Origin of the sequence: Escherichia sp. E14V7 (assembly GCF_004212225.1) — a bacterium.
Lineage (GTDB): Bacteria > Pseudomonadota > Gammaproteobacteria > Enterobacterales > Enterobacteriaceae > Escherichia.
The window spans coordinates 44,531-62,615 of record NZ_RHJJ01000007.1; the positions used below are offsets into that span (position 1 = coordinate 44,531).

An 18,085-nucleotide genomic window follows, 5' to 3' on the forward strand; every position below is an offset into this window, starting at 1 on the left:
GGGAAAATGAAAATTTTCCCCGATGTGAGGGATTAGGCCTGAGTGGCGCTGACAATTCGACGCAGGCAGGCAATTTGCAGGACCGCCGGAATAGTAACGCGATAGGCGCTACCGCTGACAGCTTTAACTCCGTTTAATGCCGCGCCCACCGGGCCTCCTAGCCCCGCGCCGCGCAGCAAACCATGCCCGAGAACGCTCATTGCTGCGTGGGTGCGTAAAATGCGGGTAAGTTGGCTGGAAAGCAGATGCGACACGCCTTTTGCCAATAATTTGTCTTTCATCAGCAGCGGTAATAGCTCTTCCAGCTCGTTGACTCTGGCATCGACCGCCTTGAGAAATTCCTGCTTATGTTCCTCGTCCATTTTCTTCCAGGTATTGCGCAGAAATTGTTCCAGTAACTGTTGCTCAATTTCAAACGTAGACATCTCTTTATCGGCTTTTAGCTTCAGCCGTTTTGAGACGTCGAGCAAAATGGCCCGGTACAGTTTGCCGTGTCCGCGAAGTTTGTTAGCGATACTATCGCCGCCAAAATGCTGTAATTCTCCGGCAATTAGCTGCCAGTTGCGGCGATGTTGCTCGGGATGCCCTTCCATCGATTTGAACAGTTCATTACGCATCAGAACGCTGGAGAGTCGAGTTTTGCCTTTTTCGTTATGGGTGAGCAAACGGGCGAAATTGGTCAGTTGCTCCTCACTACAATGTTGGAGAAAATCCAGATCTGAATCATTCAGGTAATTAACATTCATTTATTGTGGCTTCTCTGTTCAAGCGTTAATCGTCGCCGATAATTTTCAGCGTGGCCATATCGGACGAGTTCACGGTATGACCGGAAAAGGTGATTTTTGACACGCAACGTTTGTTGTCGTTATCGCTGTTAATGTTGATCCAGTTGGTGGTTTGCCCTTCTTTAATTTCGGCGGGAACATTCAGGCTTTGACTGGCGCTACGGGCGGCTTTGAAATAAACCGACGCGCCGCTCAACTGTAAATCGCCGTGGTCGGCGGTGAGTTGGATACGTTTTACGATGCGGCAAACGGGGAGTTTCAGCGCCAGATCGTTGATTTCGTTACGCGGCATCGCAATGACGCCGAGGATTTTATGGTCGTTAGCTTGCGCTGTGCAGCACAGCATAAGGCTAAGTACCAGGCTGGCGGAAATCGTAAAAACGGATTTCATAAAGATTCTCTTAGCGGGGAGCAGTAGGGGATGAATAGCCACTAGTTTACTGCTGACGAAAAGAAGATTCAGGTATGTAATCTTTTCTTTTTATTACAATTTTTTGGTGAATGCCTTGTGTTGAATTCATTCTTTATATGAATGAAATTGCCGTCTGTTTCATGTCTTCTTTTGGCATATCACGAAATTTCTGCGCAAAAGCACAAAAAATTTTTGCATCTCCCCCTTGATGACGTGGGTTACGACCCCATTTAGTAGTCAACCGCAGTGAGTGAGTCTGCAAAAAAATGAAATTGGGCAGTTGAAACCAGACGTTTCGCCCCTATTACAGACTCATACCACATGATGACCGAATATATAGTGGAGACGTTTAGATGGGTAAAATTATTGGTATCGACCTGGGTACTACCAACTCTTGTGTAGCGATTATGGATGGCACCACTCCTCGTGTGCTGGAGAACGCCGAAGGCGATCGCACCACGCCTTCTATCATTGCCTATACCCAGGATGGTGAAACTCTGGTTGGTCAGCCGGCTAAACGTCAGGCAGTGACGAACCCGCAAAACACCCTGTTTGCGATTAAACGCCTGATTGGCCGCCGCTTCCAGGACGAAGAAGTTCAGCGTGATGTTTCCATCATGCCGTTCAAAATTATTGCTGCTGATAACGGCGACGCATGGGTCGAAGTTAAAGGCCAGAAAATGGCACCGCCGCAGATTTCTGCTGAAGTGCTGAAAAAAATGAAGAAAACCGCGGAAGATTACCTGGGCGAACCGGTAACTGAAGCTGTTATCACCGTACCGGCATACTTTAACGATGCTCAGCGTCAGGCAACCAAAGACGCAGGCCGTATCGCTGGTCTGGAAGTAAAACGTATCATCAACGAACCGACCGCAGCTGCGCTGGCTTACGGTCTGGACAAAGGTACTGGTAACCGTACTATCGCGGTTTATGACCTGGGTGGTGGTACTTTCGATATTTCCATTATCGAAATCGACGAAGTTGACGGCGAAAAAACCTTCGAAGTTCTGGCTACCAACGGTGATACCCACCTGGGTGGTGAAGACTTTGACAGCCGCCTGATCAACTACCTGGTTGAAGAATTCAAGAAAGATCAGGGCATTGACCTGCGCAACGATCCGCTGGCAATGCAGCGCCTGAAAGAAGCGGCAGAAAAAGCGAAAATCGAGCTGTCTTCCGCTCAGCAGACCGACGTTAACCTGCCATACATCACTGCAGACGCGACCGGTCCGAAACACATGAACATCAAAGTGACTCGTGCGAAACTGGAAAGCCTGGTTGAAGACCTGGTAAACCGTTCCATCGAGCCGCTGAAAGTTGCACTGCAGGACGCTGGCCTGTCCGTATCTGATATCGACGACGTTATCCTCGTTGGTGGTCAGACTCGTATGCCAATGGTTCAGAAGAAAGTTGCTGAATTCTTTGGTAAAGAGCCGCGTAAAGACGTTAACCCGGACGAAGCTGTAGCTATCGGTGCTGCTGTTCAGGGTGGTGTTCTGACTGGTGACGTAAAAGACGTACTGCTGCTGGACGTTACCCCGCTGTCTCTGGGTATCGAAACCATGGGCGGTGTGATGACGACGCTGATCGCGAAAAACACCACTATCCCGACCAAGCACAGCCAGGTGTTCTCTACCGCTGAAGACAACCAGTCTGCGGTAACCATCCACGTGCTGCAGGGTGAACGTAAACGTGCGGCTGATAACAAATCTCTGGGTCAGTTCAACCTGGATGGTATCAACCCGGCACCGCGCGGTATGCCGCAGATCGAAGTGACTTTCGATATCGATGCTGACGGTATCCTGCACGTTTCCGCGAAAGATAAAAACAGCGGTAAAGAGCAGAAGATCACCATCAAGGCGTCTTCTGGTCTGAACGAAGATGAAATCCAGAAAATGGTACGCGACGCAGAAGCGAACGCCGAAGCTGACCGTAAGTTTGAAGAGCTGGTACAGACTCGCAACCAGGGCGACCATCTGCTGCACAGCACCCGTAAGCAGGTTGAAGAAGCAGGCGACAAACTGCCGGCTGACGACAAAACTGCTATCGAGTCTGCGCTGACTGCACTGGAAACTGCTCTGAAAGGTGAAGACAAAGCCGCTATCGAAGCGAAAATGCAGGAACTGGCACAGGTTTCCCAGAAACTGATGGAAATCGCCCAGCAGCAACATGCACAGCAGCAGACTGCTGGTGCTGATGCTTCTGCAAACAACGCGAAAGATGACGATGTTGTCGACGCCGAGTTTGAAGAAGTCAAAGACAAAAAATAATCGCCCTATAAACGGGTAATTATACTGACACGGGCGAAGGGGAATTTCCTCTCCGCCCGTGCATTCATCTAGGGGCAATTAAAAAAAGATGGCTAAGCAAGATTATTACGAGATTTTAGGCGTTTCCAAAACAGCGGAAGAGCGTGAAATCAAAAAGGCCTACAAACGCCTGGCCATGAAATACCACCCGGACCGTAACCAGGGTGACAAAGAGGCCGAGGCGAAATTTAAAGAGATCAAGGAAGCTTATGAAGTTCTGACCGACTCGCAAAAACGTGCGGCATACGATCAGTATGGTCATGCGGCGTTTGAGCAAGGCGGCATGGGCGGCGGCGGTTTTGGCGGCGGCGCAGACTTCAGCGATATTTTTGGTGACGTTTTCGGCGATATTTTTGGCGGTGGGCGTGGTCGTCAACGTGCGGCGCGCGGTGCTGATTTACGCTATAACATGGAGCTCACCCTCGAAGAAGCTGTACGTGGCGTGACCAAAGAGATCCGCATTCCGACTCTGGAAGAGTGTGACGTTTGCCACGGTAGCGGTGCAAAACCAGGCACGCAGCCGCAGACCTGTCCGACCTGTCATGGTTCTGGTCAGGTGCAGATGCGCCAGGGCTTCTTTGCCGTGCAGCAGACCTGTCCACATTGTCAGGGCCGCGGTACGCTGATCAAAGATCCGTGCAACAAATGTCATGGTCATGGTCGTGTTGAGCGCAGCAAAACGCTGTCCGTTAAAATCCCGGCAGGGGTGGACACCGGGGACCGCATCCGTCTTGCGGGCGAAGGTGAAGCGGGCGAACACGGCGCACCGGCAGGCGATCTGTACGTTCAGGTACAGGTTAAACAGCACCCGATTTTCGAGCGCGAAGGTAACAACCTGTATTGCGAAGTCCCGATCAACTTCGCTATGGCGGCGCTGGGTGGCGAAATCGAAGTGCCGACCCTTGATGGTCGCGTCAAACTGAAAGTGCCTGGCGAAACCCAGACCGGTAAGTTGTTCCGTATGCGCGGTAAAGGCGTCAAGTCTGTCCGCGGCGGTGCGCAAGGTGACTTGCTGTGCCGCGTTGTTGTCGAAACACCGGTAGGCCTGAACGAGAAGCAGAAACAGCTGCTGCAAGAGCTGCAAGAAAGCTTCGGTGGCCCAACCGGCGAGCACAACAGCCCGCGCTCAAAGAGCTTCTTTGATGGCGTGAAGAAGTTTTTCGACGACCTGACTCGCTAACCTCCCCAAAAGCCTGCCCGTGGGCAGGCCTGGGTAAAAATAGGGTGCGTTGAAGATATGCGAGCACCTGTAAAGTGGCGGGGATCGCTCCCCGCCGTTGCTCTTACTCGGATTCGTAAGCCGTGAAAACAGCAACCTCCGTCTGGCCAGTTCGGATGTGAACCTCACAGAGGTCTTTTCTCGTTAGCAGCGCCGCCACTACGGCGGTGATACAGATGACGATCAGGGCGACAATCATCGCCTTATGCTGCTTCATTGCTCTCTTCTCCTTGACCTTACGGTCAGTAAGAGGCACTCTACATGTGTTCTGCATATAGGGGGCCTCGGGTTGATGGTAAAATATCACTCGGGGCTTTTCTCTATCTGCCGTTCAGCTAATGCCTGAGACAGACAGCCTCAAGCACCCGCCGCTATTATACCGCTCTCTTTAACCCACTCTGTTTTATCGATTCTAATCCTGAAGACGCCTCGCATTTTTATGGCGTAATTTTTTAGGGATTTAATTATTAAACTTTAATTTATCTCTTTATCGCAATTATTGACGACAAGTTGGATTATTTTTGAAATATTGTCCTAACAAACAACGCCGACTGACAACAAATTAATTATTACTTTTCCGAATTAATCCCTCAGAAATCCAGACCTTAAGCTATGATTATCAGGGCTTGAGGTCATCAGCCACCGCTTTCGAGCGCCAAAAACACTTCCTCTGCTGGTGACTTAATCTTCTTTATAGATCGTAAAAAACGAATTATTCCTACACTATAATCTGATTTTAACGATGATTCGTGCAGAGTAAAATAGTTAAAACGATCTATTCACCTGAAAGAGAAATAAAAAGTGAAACATCTGCATCGATTCTTTAGCAGTGATGCCTCGGGAGGCATTATTCTCATCATTGCCGCTGTTCTGGCGATGATTATGGCCAACAGCGGCGCAACCAGTGGATGGTATCACGACTTTCTTGAGACGCCGGTTCAGCTCCGGGTAGGTTCTCTTGAAATCAATAAAAACATGCTGTTATGGATAAATGACGCGCTAATGGCGATATTTTTCCTGTTAGTTGGTCTGGAAGTTAAACGCGAGCTGATGCAAGGATCGTTGGCCAGCTTGCGCCAGGCTGCGTTTCCGGTTATTGCCGCAATCGGCGGGATGATTGTCCCGGCATTGCTCTATTTGGCCTTTAACTACGCCGATCCTATCACACGTGAAGGGTGGGCAATCCCGGCAGCGACTGACATTGCCTTTGCCCTTGGTGTGCTGGCGTTATTGGGAAGTCGTGTACCGTTAGCACTGAAGATCTTTCTGATGGCGCTGGCTATTATCGACGATCTTGGAGCCATCATAATCATCGCCTTGTTTTACACTAATGACTTGTCGATGGCCTCTCTTGGCGTTGCAGCTGTAGCAATTGCGGTGCTCGCGGTGCTCAACATTTGTGGTGTTCGCCGTACGGGAGTTTATATTCTGGTCGGCGTGGTGCTGTGGACCGCGGTGTTGAAATCAGGTGTCCACGCAACGCTGGCAGGTGTCATTGTCGGTTTCTTTATTCCATTGAAAGAGAAGCATGGCCGTTCTCCGGCGAAGCGTCTGGAGCATGTATTGCATCCATGGGTGGCTTATCTGATTTTGCCGCTGTTTGCTTTTGCCAATGCCGGCGTTTCTCTGCAAGGCGTGACGTTGGATGGCCTGACCTCCATCCTGCCATTAGGGATCATCGCCGGTTTGCTGATTGGCAAGCCGTTGGGTATTAGTTTGTTCTGCTGGTTGGCGCTGCGTTTGAAACTGGCTCATTTGCCAGAGGGAACCACTTATCAGCAAATTATGGCGGTTGGGATCTTGTGCGGTATCGGTTTTACTATGTCTATCTTTATTGCCAGCCTGGCTTTTGGTAGCGTAGATCCAGAACTGATTAACTGGGCGAAATTGGGCATTCTGGTTGGCTCAATCTCTTCGGCAGTAATTGGATATAGCTGGTTACGCATTCGTTTACGTCCATCAGTTTGACAGGACGATGTACCGGGGAGCCATAAATGGCTCCCTTTTCATTCTTATCAGGGAGAGAAATGAGCATGTCTCATATCAATTACAACCACTTGTATTACTTCTGGCATGTCTACAAAGAAGGTTCTGTGGTTGGCGCAGCGGAGGCGCTTTATTTAACACCACAAACCATTACCGGGCAGATCCGGGCGCTGGAAGAGCGCCTGCAAGGGAAACTATTTAAGCGTAAAGGACGTGGTCTGGAACCCAGCGAACTGGGGGAGCTGGTCTATCGCTACGCCGATAAAATGTTCACCTTAAGCCAGGAAATGCTGGATATCGTCAACTATCGCAAAGAGTCCAATTTGTTGTTTGATGTTGGCGTGGCAGATGCTCTTTCCAAACGCCTGGTCAGTAGTGTATTGAATGCCGCAGTGGTGGAAGACGAGCAGATCCATTTACGCTGTTTTGAATCGACGCACGAGATGCTGTTGGAGCAACTGAGTCAGCATAAGCTGGATATGATCATCTCTGACTGCCCGATAGACTCCACCCAGCAGGAAGGGCTGTTTTCCATAAAAATTGGCGAGTGTTGTGTCAGTTTCTGGTGCACTAACCCGCTGCCAGAAAAGCCGTTTCCTGCCTGTCTGGAAGAGCGTCGCTTACTTATTCCGGGGCGTCGCTCAATGTTGGGACGCAAGCTATTAAACTGGTTTAACTCTCAGGGCTTAAACGTTGAAATTCTGGGGGAGTTTGATGATGCGGCGTTGATGAAAGCTTTTGGAGCGACGCATAACGCTATTTTCGTTGCACCTTCGCTTTACGCTAATGATTTCTATAACGATGACTCGGTTATGGAGATAGGCCGCGTTGAGAACGTCATGGAAGAGTACCACGCGATTTTCGCCGAAAGGATGATTCAACATCCTGCGGTACAGCGTATTTGCAACACAGATTACTCTGCGTTGTTTACTTCAGCTTCAAAATAACCATTTGTACTCTGCAGGCTGCAGTTTTGGCCTGCAGATGGGCATAAAAAAACCCGCTTGCGCGGGCTTTTTTACAAAGCTGACAACAAAAGGCGATTAAGCCAGTTTGTTGATCTGTGCAGTCAGGTTAGCCTTATGACGTGCAGCTTTGTTTTTGTGGATCAGACCTTTAGCAGCCTGACGGTCCACGATCGGTTGCATTTCGTTAAATGCTTTCAGTGCAGCAGCTTTGTCGCCAGCTTCGATAGCTGCGTATACTTTCTTGATGAAAGTACGCATCATAGAGCGACGGCTTGCGTTGTGCTTACGAGCCTTTTCAGACTGAATGGCGCGCTTCTTAGCTGATTTGATATTAGCCAAGGTCCAACTCCCAAATGTGTTCTATATGGACAATTCAAAGGCCGAGGAATATGCCCTTTTAGCCTTCTTTTGTCAATGGATTTGTGCAAATAAGCGCCGTTAATGTGCCGGCGCTCGTTACGTAGTGATGGCGCAGGATTCTACCAGCTTGCGGGGTGTGAATACAGCTTTTCCGCGATAAAAATTGCATCAGGCCGTGAGTTTCTGCCCGTGATTTGCGCCATGGCAATGAAAAGCCACTTCTTTCTGATTTCGGTACTCAATCGCCGGTTAACCTTGACCGCTGTACAAGGTATACTCGGACGATTTTCACTGTTTTGAGCCAGACATGAAGCTGATACGCGGCATACATAATCTCAGCCAGGCCCCGCAAGAAGGGTGTGTGCTGACTATTGGTAATTTCGACGGCGTGCATCGCGGTCATCGCGCGTTGTTACAGGGCTTGCAGGAAGAAGGGCGCAGGCGAAACTTACCGGTGATGGTGATGCTTTTTGAACCTCAACCACTGGAACTGTTTGCTACCGATAAAGCCCCGGCAAGACTGACCCGACTGCGGGAAAAACTGCGTTACCTTGCAGAGTGTGGCGTAGATTACGTGCTGTGCGTGCGTTTCGACAGGCGCTTTGCGGCGCTGACTGCGCAAAACTTCATCAGCGATCTTCTGGTGAAGCATTTGCGGGTAAAATTTCTCGCCGTGGGTGACGATTTCCGCTTTGGCGCTGGTCGTGAAGGCGATTTCTTGTTATTACAGAAAGCTGGCGTGGAATACGGCTTTGACATTACCAGTACGCAAACTTTTTGCGAAGGTGGCGTGCGTATCAGCAGCACCGCTGTGCGTCAGGCACTGGCAGACGATAATCTGGCTCTGGCAGAAAGTTTACTGGGGCACCCGTTTGCCATCTCCGGGCGTGTGGTCCACGGTGATGAATTAGGGCGCACTATAGGTTTCCCGACGGCGAATGTACCGCTACGCCGTCAGGTTTCCCCGGTGAAAGGGGTTTATGCGGTAGAAGTGCTGGGCCTCGGTGAAAAGCCGTTACCCGGCGTGGCAAACATCGGAACACGCCCAACGGTTGCCGGTATTCGCCAGCAGCTGGAAGTGCATTTGTTAGATGTTGCAATGGACCTTTACGGTCGCCATATACAAGTAGTGCTGCGTAAAAAAATACGCAATGAGCAGCGATTTGCGTCGCTGGACGAACTGAAAGCGCAGATTGCGCGTGATGAATTAACCGCCCGCGAATTTTTTGGGCTAACAAAACCGGCTTAAGCCTGTTATGTAATCAAACCGAAATACGGAACCGAGAATCTGATGAGTGACTATAAATCAACCCTGAATTTGCCGGAAACAGGGTTCCCGATGCGTGGCGATCTCGCCAAGCGCGAACCGGGAATGCTGGCGCGTTGGACTGATGATGATCTGTACGGCATCATCCGTGCGGCTAAAAAAGGCAAAAAAACCTTCATTCTGCATGATGGCCCTCCTTATGCGAATGGCAGCATTCATATTGGTCACTCGGTTAACAAGATTCTGAAAGACATTATCGTGAAGTCCAAAGGGCTTTCCGGTTATGACTCGCCGTATGTGCCTGGCTGGGACTGCCACGGTCTGCCGATCGAGCTGAAAGTAGAGCAAGAATACGGTAAGCCGGGTGAGAAATTCACCGCCGCCGAGTTCCGCGCCAAGTGCCGCGAATACGCGGCGACCCAGGTTGACGGTCAACGCAAAGACTTTATCCGTCTGGGCGTGCTGGGCGACTGGTCGCACCCGTACCTGACCATGGACTTCAAAACTGAAGCCAACATCATCCGCGCGCTGGGCAAAATCATCGGCAACGGTCACCTGCACAAAGGCGCGAAGCCGGTACACTGGTGCGTTGACTGCCGTTCTGCACTGGCAGAAGCGGAAGTTGAGTATTACGACAAAACTTCTCCGTCCATCGACGTCGCTTTCCAGGCGGTCGATCAGGATGCGCTGAAAGCAAAATTTGGTGTCAGCAACGTTAACGGCCCAATCTCGCTGGTGATCTGGACTACCACGCCGTGGACTCTGCCTGCAAACCGCGCAATCTCTATTGCACCGGATTTCGACTATGCGCTGGTGCAGATCGACGGTCAGGCCGTGATTCTGGCGAAAGATCTGGTTGAAAGCGTGATGCAGCGTATCGGCATTACCGATTACACCATTCTCGGCACGGTAAAAGGTGCAGAGCTGGAGCTGCTGCGCTTTACCCATCCGTTTATGGGCTTCGACGTTCCGGCAATCCTCGGCGATCACGTTACCCTGGATGCCGGTACCGGTGCCGTTCACACCGCGCCTGGCCACGGCCCGGACGACTATGTGATCGGTCAGAAATACGGTCTGGAAACCGCTAACCCGGTTGGCCCGGACGGCACTTATCTGCCGGGCACTTACCCGACGCTGGATGGCGTGAACGTCTTCAAAGCGAACGACATCGTCGTTGCGCTGCTGCAGGAAAAAGGTGCGCTGCTGCACGTTGAGAAAATGCAGCACAGCTATCCGTGCTGCTGGCGTCACAAAACGCCGATCATCTTCCGCGCGACGCCGCAGTGGTTCGTCAGCATGGATCAGAAAGGTCTGCGTGCGCAGTCACTGAAAGAGATCAAAGGCGTGCAGTGGATCCCTGACTGGGGCCAGGCGCGTATCGAGTCGATGGTTGCTAACCGTCCTGACTGGTGTATCTCCCGTCAGCGCACCTGGGGCGTACCGATGTCACTGTTCGTGCATAAAGACACGGAAGAACTGCATCCGCGTACCCTCGAACTGATGGAAGAAGTGGCAAAACGTGTTGAAGTTGATGGCATCCAGGCGTGGTGGGATCTCGATGCGAAAGAGATCCTCGGCGATGAAGCTGATCAGTACGTGAAAGTGCCGGACACGCTGGATGTATGGTTTGACTCCGGATCTACCCACTCTTCTGTTGTTGACGTGCGCCCGGAATTTGCTGGTCACGCAGCGGACATGTATCTGGAAGGTTCTGACCAACACCGTGGTTGGTTCATGTCTTCCCTGATGATCTCCACCGCGATGAAGGGCAAAGCGCCGTATCGTCAGGTACTGACCCACGGCTTTACCGTGGATGGTCAGGGCCGCAAGATGTCTAAATCTATCGGCAACACCGTTTCGCCGCAGGATGTGATGAACAAACTGGGTGCGGATATTCTACGGCTGTGGGTGGCATCAACTGACTACACCGGTGAAATGGCCGTTTCTGACGAGATCCTGAAACGTGCTGCCGACAGCTATCGTCGTATCCGTAACACCGCACGCTTCCTGCTGGCAAACCTCAATGGTTTCGATCCGGCAAAAGATATGGTGAAACCGGAAGAGATGGTGGTACTGGATCGCTGGGCCGTAGGTTGTGCGAAAGCGGCACAGGAAGACATCCTCAAGGCGTACGAAGCATACGATTTCCACGAAGTGGTACAGCGTCTGATGCGCTTCTGCTCCGTTGAGATGGGTTCCTTCTACCTCGACATCATCAAAGACCGTCAGTACACCGCCAAAGCGGACAGCGTGGCGCGTCGTAGCTGCCAGACTGCGCTGTATCACATCGCGGAAGCGCTGGTGCGCTGGATGGCACCAATCCTCTCCTTCACCGCTGATGAAGTGTGGGGCTACCTGCCGGGCGAACGTGAAAAATACGTCTTCACCGGTGAGTGGTACGAAGGCCTGTTTGGCCTGGCAGACAGCGAAGCGATGAACGATGCGTTCTGGGACGAGCTGTTGAAAGTGCGTGGCGAAGTGAACAAAGTCATTGAGCAAGCGCGTGCCGACAAGAAAGTGGGCGGCTCGCTGGAAGCTGCAGTGACGCTGTATGCAGAACCGGAACTGGCGGCGAAACTGACCGCGCTGGGCGATGAATTACGATTTGTCCTGTTGACCTCCGGCGCTACCGTTGCAGACTATAACGACGCACCTGCTGATGCTCAGCAGAGCGAAGTACTCAAAGGGCTGAAAGTCGCGTTGAGTAAAGCCGAAGGTGAGAAGTGCCCACGCTGCTGGCACTACACCCAGGATGTCGGCAAGGTGGCGGAACACGCAGAAATCTGCGGCCGCTGTGTCAGCAACGTCGCCGGTGACGGTGAAAAACGTAAGTTTGCCTGATGAGTCAATCGATCTGTTCAACAGGGCTACGCTGGCTGTGGCTGGTGGTAGTCGTGCTGATTATCGATCTGGGCAGCAAATACCTGATCCTCCAGAACTTTGCTCTGGGGGATACGGTCCCGCTGTTCCCGTCGCTTAATCTGCATTATGCGCGTAACTATGGCGCGGCGTTTAGTTTCCTTGCCGATAGCGGCGGCTGGCAGCGTTGGTTCTTTGCCGGTATTGCGATTGGTATTAGCGTGATCCTTGCAGTGATGATGTATCGCTCGAAGGCCACGCAGAAGCTAAACAATATCGCTTACGCGCTGATTATTGGCGGCGCGCTGGGCAACCTGTTCGACCGCCTGTGGCACGGCTTCGTTGTCGATATGATCGACTTCTACGTCGGTGACTGGCACTTCGCCACCTTCAACCTTGCCGATACTGCCATTTGTGTCGGTGCGGCACTGATTGTGCTGGAAGGTTTTCTACCTTCTAAAGCGAAAAAACAATAATAAACCCTGCCGGATGCGGCCTACAGATTGCTGCGAAATCGTAGGCCGCATCCGGCAAAAATCCTCAAAATATAAGAGCAAACCTGCATGTCTGAATCTGTACAGAGCAATAGCGCCGTCCTGGTGCACTTCACGCTAAAACTCGACGATGGCACTACCGCCGAGTCTACCCGCAACAACGGTAAACCGGCGCTGTTCCGCCTGGGTGATGCTTCTCTTTCCGAAGGGCTGGAGCAACACCTGCTGGGGCTGAAAGTGGGCGATAAAACCACCTTCTCGCTGGAGCCTGATGCGGCGTTTGGCGTGCCGTCACCGGACCTGATTCAGTACTTCTCCCGCCGTGAATTTATGGATGCAGGCGAGCCAGAAATTGGCGCAATCATGCTTTTTACCGCAATGGATGGCAGTGAGATGCCTGGTGTGATCCGCGAAATTAACGGCGACTCCATTACCGTTGATTTCAACCATCCGCTGGCCGGGCAGACCGTTCATTTTGATATTGAAGTGCTGGAAATCGATCCGGCACTGGAGGCGTAACATGCAGATCCTGTTGGCCAACCCGCGTGGTTTTTGTGCCGGGGTAGACCGCGCTATCAGCATTGTTGAAAACGCGCTGGCCATCTACGGCGCACCAATTTATGTCCGCCACGAAGTGGTGCACAACCGCTACGTGGTCGATAGCCTGCGTGAGCGTGGGGCTATCTTTATTGAGCAGATTAGCGAAGTGCCGGACGGCGCGATCCTGATTTTCTCCGCACACGGTGTTTCTCAGGCCGTACGTAACGAAGCGAAAAGCCGCGATCTCACGGTGTTTGATGCCACCTGTCCGCTGGTGACCAAAGTGCATATGGAAGTCGCCCGCGCCAGCCGTCGTGGCGAAGAATCTATTCTCATCGGCCACGCCGGGCATCCGGAAGTGGAAGGGACGATGGGCCAGTACAGTAACCCGGAAGGGGGAATGTATCTGGTCGAATCGCCGGACGACGTGTGGAAACTGACGGTCAAAAACGAAGAGAAACTCTCCTTTATGACCCAGACCACGCTGTCGGTGGATGACACGTCTGATGTGATCGACGCACTGCGTAAACGCTTCCCGAAAATTGTCGGTCCGCGCAAAGATGACATCTGCTACGCCACCACTAACCGTCAGGAAGCGGTACGCGCTCTGGCAGAACAGGCGGAAGTAGTACTGGTGGTCGGTTCGAAAAACTCCTCCAACTCCAACCGTCTGGCGGAGCTTGCCCAGCGTATGGGCAAGCGCGCGTTTTTGATTGATGACGCGACAGACATCCAGGAAGAATGGGTCAAAGACGTGAAATGCGTCGGTGTGACAGCTGGTGCATCAGCTCCGGATATTCTGGTGCAGAATGTGGTGGCACGTTTGCAACAGCTGGGCGGTGGTGAAGCCATTCCGCTGGAAGGCCGTGAAGAAAACATTGTTTTCGAAGTGCCGAAAGAGCTGCGTGTCGATATTCGTGAAGTCGATTAAGTCATTAGCAGCCTAAGTTATGCGAAAATGCCGGTCTTGTTACCGGCATTTTTTATGGAGAAAACATGCGTTTACCTATCTTCCTCGATACAGACCCCGGCATTGACGATGCCGTCGCCATTGCCGCCGCGATTTTTGCCCCCGAGCTCGACCTGCAACTGATGACCACCGTCGCGGGTAATGTCTCGGTTGAGAAAACTACCCGCAACGCCCTGCAACTGCTGCATTTCTGGAATGCGGAGATTCCGCTCGCCCAGGGAGCCGCTGTGCCGCTGGTACGCGCACCGCGTAATGCAGCATCTGTGCACGGTGAATCAGGAATGGCTGGCTACGACTTTGTCGAGCACAACAGAAGCCCACTGGACAAACCCGCATTTCTGGCGATTCATGATGCCCTGCTGCGTGCGCCTGAGCCTGTTACTCTGGTAGCCATCGGCCCGTTAACCAATATTGCGCTGTTACTTTCACAATGCCCGGAATGCAAACCGCATATTCGCCGTCTGGTGATCATGGGGGGTTCTGCTGGTCGCGGCAACTGCACACCAAACGCCGAGTTTAATATCGCTGCCGATCCAGAAGCGGCAGCCTGTGTCTTCCGTAGTGGCATCGAAATCGTCATGTGCGGTCTGGATGTCACCAATCAGGCGGTGTTAACTCCTGATTATCTTGCTACATTGCCGGAGTTGAATCGCACCGGAAAAATGCTTCATGCACTGTTTAGCCACTACCGTAGCGGCAGTATGCAAAGCGGCCTGCGAATGCACGATCTCTGCGCTATCGCCTGGCTGGTGCGCCCGGACTTATTCACTCTCAAGCCGTGTTTTGTGGCAGTGGAAACGCAGGGCGAATTTACCTCAGGTACTACGGTTGTTGATATCGACGGTTGCCTGAGTAAACCTGCAAACGTGCAGGTGGCGCTGGATCTGGATGTGAAAGGCTTTCAGCAGTGGGTGGCGGAAGTGCTGGCCCTGGCGAACTAATCAGAAAACAAGGAAGTGTTCTATGACGTATGGAGAAGCGTATTTGGAAGGGTGGAAAAACATCTTTAATTATGAAGGTGTCGCCACCCGTTTTGAGTTCTGGTCGTTTATGATCGGTAGTGTCGTTATCTGTCTGCTACCGCTTTTATGCTGGTGGTTTGCGGAAACAATGAACAATGACTATGGTGTTTTCATTTTTTTTGCGCTGCCCGCGTCATTTATTTTAACGTTGATTTTTGCCGTACCGGCGATGGCGCTAGCCGTCAGAAGGATGCACGATATCGGATATCCAGGGTGGTGGGTCATTATTGTCGTGTTGATCCCTGTTACGGGCGTAATTCTGCTTATACTTTGCTGCCTGCCGTCAAAGTCACAAGACCAGGCATAATGACAGATGGTATGACGCATCACTTTCTGCGTCATGCCTTTCACTGATATCCCTCCCTGTTTATCATTAATTTCTAATTATCAGCGTTTTTGGCTGGCGGCGTAGCGATGCGCTGGTTACTCTGAAAACGGTCTATGCAAATTAACAAAAGAGAATAGCTATGCATGATGCAAACATCCGCGTTGCCATCGCGGGAGCCGGGGGGCGTATGGGCCGCCAGTTGATTCAGGCGGCGCTGGCATTAGAGGGCGTGCAGCTGGGCGCGGCGCTGGAGCGCGAAGGATCTTCTTTACTGGGCAGCGACGCTGGTGAACTGGCCGGAGTCGGAAAAACAGGCGTTACCGTGCAAAGCAGCCTCGACGCGGTAAAAGATGATTTTGATGTGTTTATCGATTTTACCCGTCCGGAAGGTACGCTGAACCATCTCGCTTTTTGTCGCCAGCATGGCAAAGGGATGGTGATTGGTACAACGGGTTTTGATGACGCTGGCAAACAAGCGATTCGTGACGCTGCTACAGATATTGCGATTGTCTTTGCCGCCAATTTTAGCGTTGGCGTTAACGTCATGCTTAAGCTGTTGGAGAAAGCCGCTCAGGTAATGGGTGACTACACTGATATTGAAATTATCGAAGCACATCATAGACATAAAGTCGATGCGCCGTCAGGCACTGCGCTGGCAATGGGGGAGGCGATTGCCCACGCTCTTGATAAAGACCTGAAAGATTGCGCGGTCTACAGTCGTGAAGGCCATACTGGTGAACGTGTTCCTGGCACCATTGGTTTTGCCACTGTACGTGCGGGTGACATCGTGGGGGAACATACCGCCATGTTCGCCGATATCGGCGAACGTCTGGAGATTACCCATAAGGCGTCCAGCCGCATGACATTTGCTAACGGTGCGGTAAGATCGGCATTGTGGCTAAATGATAAGGAAAGTGGTCTTTTTGATATGCGAGATGTACTGGATCTCAATAGATTATAACCACAAAACATTTGTGTTGATGCAAAAATAACATATCCAATCTATTGATTATAAAGGGCTTTAATTTTTGGCCCTTTTATTTTTCTTGTTTCGTTTATTAATAATTAAAAAATGGCTAAAAATTAAAGTTTAGTTGCCTGTTTTTGTTGTTTTAATGTAAATTTTGACCATCTGGTCCACTTTTTTCTAAGGGTTTTGGTTTTATGCAATTTTCTTGCTGCGCAAGCGTTTTCCAGAACGGGTTAGATGATGTTTTTGCCGCTTAATGCCTGTAAAACATGCATGAGCCACAAAATAATATAAAAAATCCCGCCATTAAGTTGACTTTTAGCGCCCATATCTCCAGAATGCCGCCGTTTGCCAGAAATTCGTCGGTAAGCAGATTTGCATTGATTTACGTCATCACTGTGAATTAATATGCAAATAAAGTGAGTGAATATTCTCTGGAGGGTGTTTTGATTAAGTCAGCGCTATTGGTTCTGGAAGACGGAACCCAGTTTCACGGTCGGGCCATAGGGGCAACAGGTTCGGCGGTTGGGGAAGTCGTTTTCAATACTTCAATGACCGGTTATCAAGAAATCCTCACTGATCCTTCCTATTCTCGTCAAATCGTTACTCTTACTTATCCCCATATTGGCAATGTCGGCACTAATGACGCCGATGAAGAATCCTCTCAGGTACATGCACAAGGTCTGGTGATTCGCGACCTGCCGCTGATTGCCAGCAACTTCCGCAACACCGAAGACCTCTCTTCTTACCTGAAACGCCATAACATCGTGGCGATTGCCGATATCGACACCCGTAAGCTGACGCGTTTACTGCGCGAGAAAGGCGCACAGAATGGCTGCATTATCGCGGGCGATAACCCGGATGCGGCGCTGGCGTTAGAAAAAGCCCGCGCGTTCCCAGGTCTGAACGGCATGGATCTGGCAAAAGAAGTGACCACCGCAGAAGCCTATAGCTGGACACAAGGGAGCTGGACGCTGACCGGAGGCCTGCCAGAAGCGAAAAAAGAAGACGAGCTGCAGTTCCACGTCGTGGCTTATGACTTTGGTGCCAAGCGCAACATCCTGCGGATGCTGGTGGATAGAGGCTGTCGTCTGACCATCGTTCCGGCGCAAACTTCTGCGGAAGATGTGCTGAAAATGAATCCAGACGGCATCTTCCTCTCCAACGGTCCTGGCGACCCGGCCCCGTGTGATTACGCCATTACCGCCATCCAGAAATTCCTCGAAACCGATATTCCGGTATTCGGCATCTGCCTCGGTCATCAGCTGCTGGCGCTGGCGAGCGGTGCGAAGACTGTCAAAATGAAATTTGGTCACCACGGCGGCAACCATCCGGTTAAAGATGTTGAGAAAAACGTGGTGATGATCACCGCCCAGAACCACGGTTTTGCGGTGGACGAAGCAACATTACCTGCAAACCTGCGTGTCACGCATAAATCCCTGTTCGACGGTACGTTACAGGGGATTCATCGCACCGATAAACCGGCGTTCAGCTTCCAGGGACACCCTGAAGCCAGCCCTGGTCCGCACGACGCAGCGCCATTGTTCGACCACTTTATCGAGTTAATTGAGCAGTACCGTAAAACCGCTAAGTAAT

General features: G+C 51.4%; 18 protein-coding genes. 14 read left to right on the forward strand and 4 right to left on the reverse strand.

Annotated features, from left to right (window positions below; genetic code table 11):
- Window positions 1-32: 32 nt before the first annotated feature.
- Together msyB and D9741_RS08965 are read right to left on the reverse strand one after the other, a co-directional pair.
- On the reverse strand, window positions 33-746 hold the full coding sequence (gene msyB, locus D9741_RS08960) for an acidic protein MsyB (RefSeq protein ID WP_130217496.1): 714 nt from the start codon (window positions 744-746) through the stop codon (window positions 33-35).
- 25 nt (window positions 747-771) lie between these two features.
- The gene (locus D9741_RS08965) at window positions 772-1,176 is read right to left on the reverse strand and encodes a DUF2541 family protein (protein WP_130217494.1); all 405 of its coding nucleotides are present in this window, start codon (window positions 1,174-1,176) and stop codon (window positions 772-774) included.
- 374 nt (window positions 1,177-1,550) lie between these two features.
- Here D9741_RS08965 and dnaK point away from each other — a divergent pair, with 374 nt between their 5' ends.
- Both dnaK and dnaJ read left to right on the forward strand, forming a co-directional pair.
- On the forward strand, window positions 1,551-3,467 hold the full coding sequence (gene dnaK / locus D9741_RS08970) for a molecular chaperone DnaK (protein WP_000516135.1): 1,917 nt from the start codon (window positions 1,551-1,553) through the stop codon (window positions 3,465-3,467).
- An 88-nt stretch (window positions 3,468-3,555) separates the two neighbouring features.
- On the forward strand, window positions 3,556-4,686 hold the full coding sequence (gene dnaJ, locus D9741_RS08975; RefSeq protein ID WP_001118464.1) for a molecular chaperone DnaJ: 1,131 nt from the start codon (window positions 3,556-3,558) through the stop codon (window positions 4,684-4,686).
- Between the two features lie 103 nt (window positions 4,687-4,789).
- Here the strand turns inward: dnaJ and mokC are convergent, their stop codons facing one another.
- Window positions 4,790-4,942: a type I toxin-antitoxin system Hok family toxin gene (mokC, locus tag D9741_RS08980; RefSeq protein ID WP_205712855.1), complete on the reverse strand. Its 153-nt coding sequence runs from the start codon at window positions 4,940-4,942 to the stop codon at window positions 4,790-4,792.
- 584 nt (window positions 4,943-5,526) lie between these two features.
- Between mokC and nhaA the strand changes: the two genes are divergently transcribed.
- Both nhaA and nhaR read left to right on the forward strand, forming a co-directional pair.
- Window positions 5,527-6,693: a Na+/H+ antiporter NhaA gene (gene nhaA / locus D9741_RS08985; protein ID WP_000681376.1), complete on the forward strand. Its 1,167-nt coding sequence runs from the start codon at window positions 5,527-5,529 to the stop codon at window positions 6,691-6,693.
- Window positions 6,694-6,752: 59 nt separating this feature from the next.
- Complete coding sequence (gene nhaR / locus D9741_RS08990; RefSeq protein ID WP_130217490.1) at window positions 6,753-7,658, forward strand: transcriptional activator NhaR; 906 nt, start codon at window positions 6,753-6,755, stop codon at window positions 7,656-7,658.
- Window positions 7,659-7,754: 96 nt separating this feature from the next.
- On the opposite strand, the gene rpsT is transcribed toward nhaR, so the two are convergent.
- Window positions 7,755-8,018: a 30S ribosomal protein S20 gene (rpsT, locus tag D9741_RS08995; protein ID WP_001274019.1), complete on the reverse strand. Its 264-nt coding sequence runs from the start codon at window positions 8,016-8,018 to the stop codon at window positions 7,755-7,757.
- A 102-nt stretch (window positions 8,019-8,120) separates the two neighbouring features.
- Between rpsT and D9741_RS09000 the strand changes: the two genes are divergently transcribed.
- The 10 genes from D9741_RS09000 to carA all read left to right on the forward strand — a co-directional run bounded on the left by D9741_RS09000 (window position 8,121) and on the right by carA (window position 18,084).
- Window positions 8,121-8,339, forward strand: a complete 219-nt coding sequence (locus D9741_RS09000; RefSeq protein WP_064525381.1) for a DUF2575 family protein — start codon at window positions 8,121-8,123, stop codon at window positions 8,337-8,339.
- 7 nt (window positions 8,340-8,346) lie between these two features.
- The gene (gene ribF, locus D9741_RS09005) at window positions 8,347-9,288 is read left to right on the forward strand and encodes a bifunctional riboflavin kinase/FAD synthetase (RefSeq protein WP_130204831.1); all 942 of its coding nucleotides are present in this window, start codon (window positions 8,347-8,349) and stop codon (window positions 9,286-9,288) included.
- A gap of 42 nt (window positions 9,289-9,330) precedes the next feature.
- Window positions 9,331-12,147, forward strand: coding sequence for an isoleucine--tRNA ligase (ileS, locus tag D9741_RS09010; protein WP_130217488.1), 2,817 nt, complete (start codon window positions 9,331-9,333; stop codon window positions 12,145-12,147).
- Window positions 12,147-12,641, forward strand: a complete 495-nt coding sequence (lspA, locus tag D9741_RS09015) for a signal peptidase II (RefSeq protein WP_000083369.1) — start codon at window positions 12,147-12,149, stop codon at window positions 12,639-12,641. Before ileS ends, lspA begins: the two co-directional genes overlap by 1 nt.
- A gap of 87 nt (window positions 12,642-12,728) precedes the next feature.
- Window positions 12,729-13,178 (forward strand): FKBP-type peptidyl-prolyl cis-trans isomerase, encoded by a 450-nt coding sequence (gene fkpB / locus D9741_RS09020; RefSeq protein ID WP_000004655.1) that lies wholly within the window; start codon window positions 12,729-12,731, stop codon window positions 13,176-13,178.
- 1 nt (window position 13,179) lies between these two features.
- The gene (gene ispH / locus D9741_RS09025; RefSeq protein WP_130217486.1) at window positions 13,180-14,130 is read left to right on the forward strand and encodes a 4-hydroxy-3-methylbut-2-enyl diphosphate reductase; all 951 of its coding nucleotides are present in this window, start codon (window positions 13,180-13,182) and stop codon (window positions 14,128-14,130) included.
- Window positions 14,131-14,195: 65 nt separating this feature from the next.
- On the forward strand, window positions 14,196-15,110 hold the full coding sequence (rihC, locus tag D9741_RS09030) for a ribonucleoside hydrolase RihC (RefSeq protein WP_130217484.1): 915 nt from the start codon (window positions 14,196-14,198) through the stop codon (window positions 15,108-15,110).
- A gap of 22 nt (window positions 15,111-15,132) precedes the next feature.
- Window positions 15,133-15,498, forward strand: a complete 366-nt coding sequence (locus D9741_RS09035) for a DUF805 domain-containing protein (RefSeq protein WP_130204839.1) — start codon at window positions 15,133-15,135, stop codon at window positions 15,496-15,498.
- Window positions 15,499-15,658: 160 nt separating this feature from the next.
- Window positions 15,659-16,480 (forward strand): 4-hydroxy-tetrahydrodipicolinate reductase, encoded by an 822-nt coding sequence (dapB, locus tag D9741_RS09040; protein WP_130217482.1) that lies wholly within the window; start codon window positions 15,659-15,661, stop codon window positions 16,478-16,480.
- A 455-nt stretch (window positions 16,481-16,935) separates the two neighbouring features.
- A complete protein-coding gene (gene carA, locus D9741_RS09045) occupies window positions 16,936-18,084 on the forward strand; it encodes a glutamine-hydrolyzing carbamoyl-phosphate synthase small subunit (protein WP_130217480.1) in 1,149 nt (382 codons plus the stop codon).
- Window position 18,085: the final 1 nt, after the last annotated feature.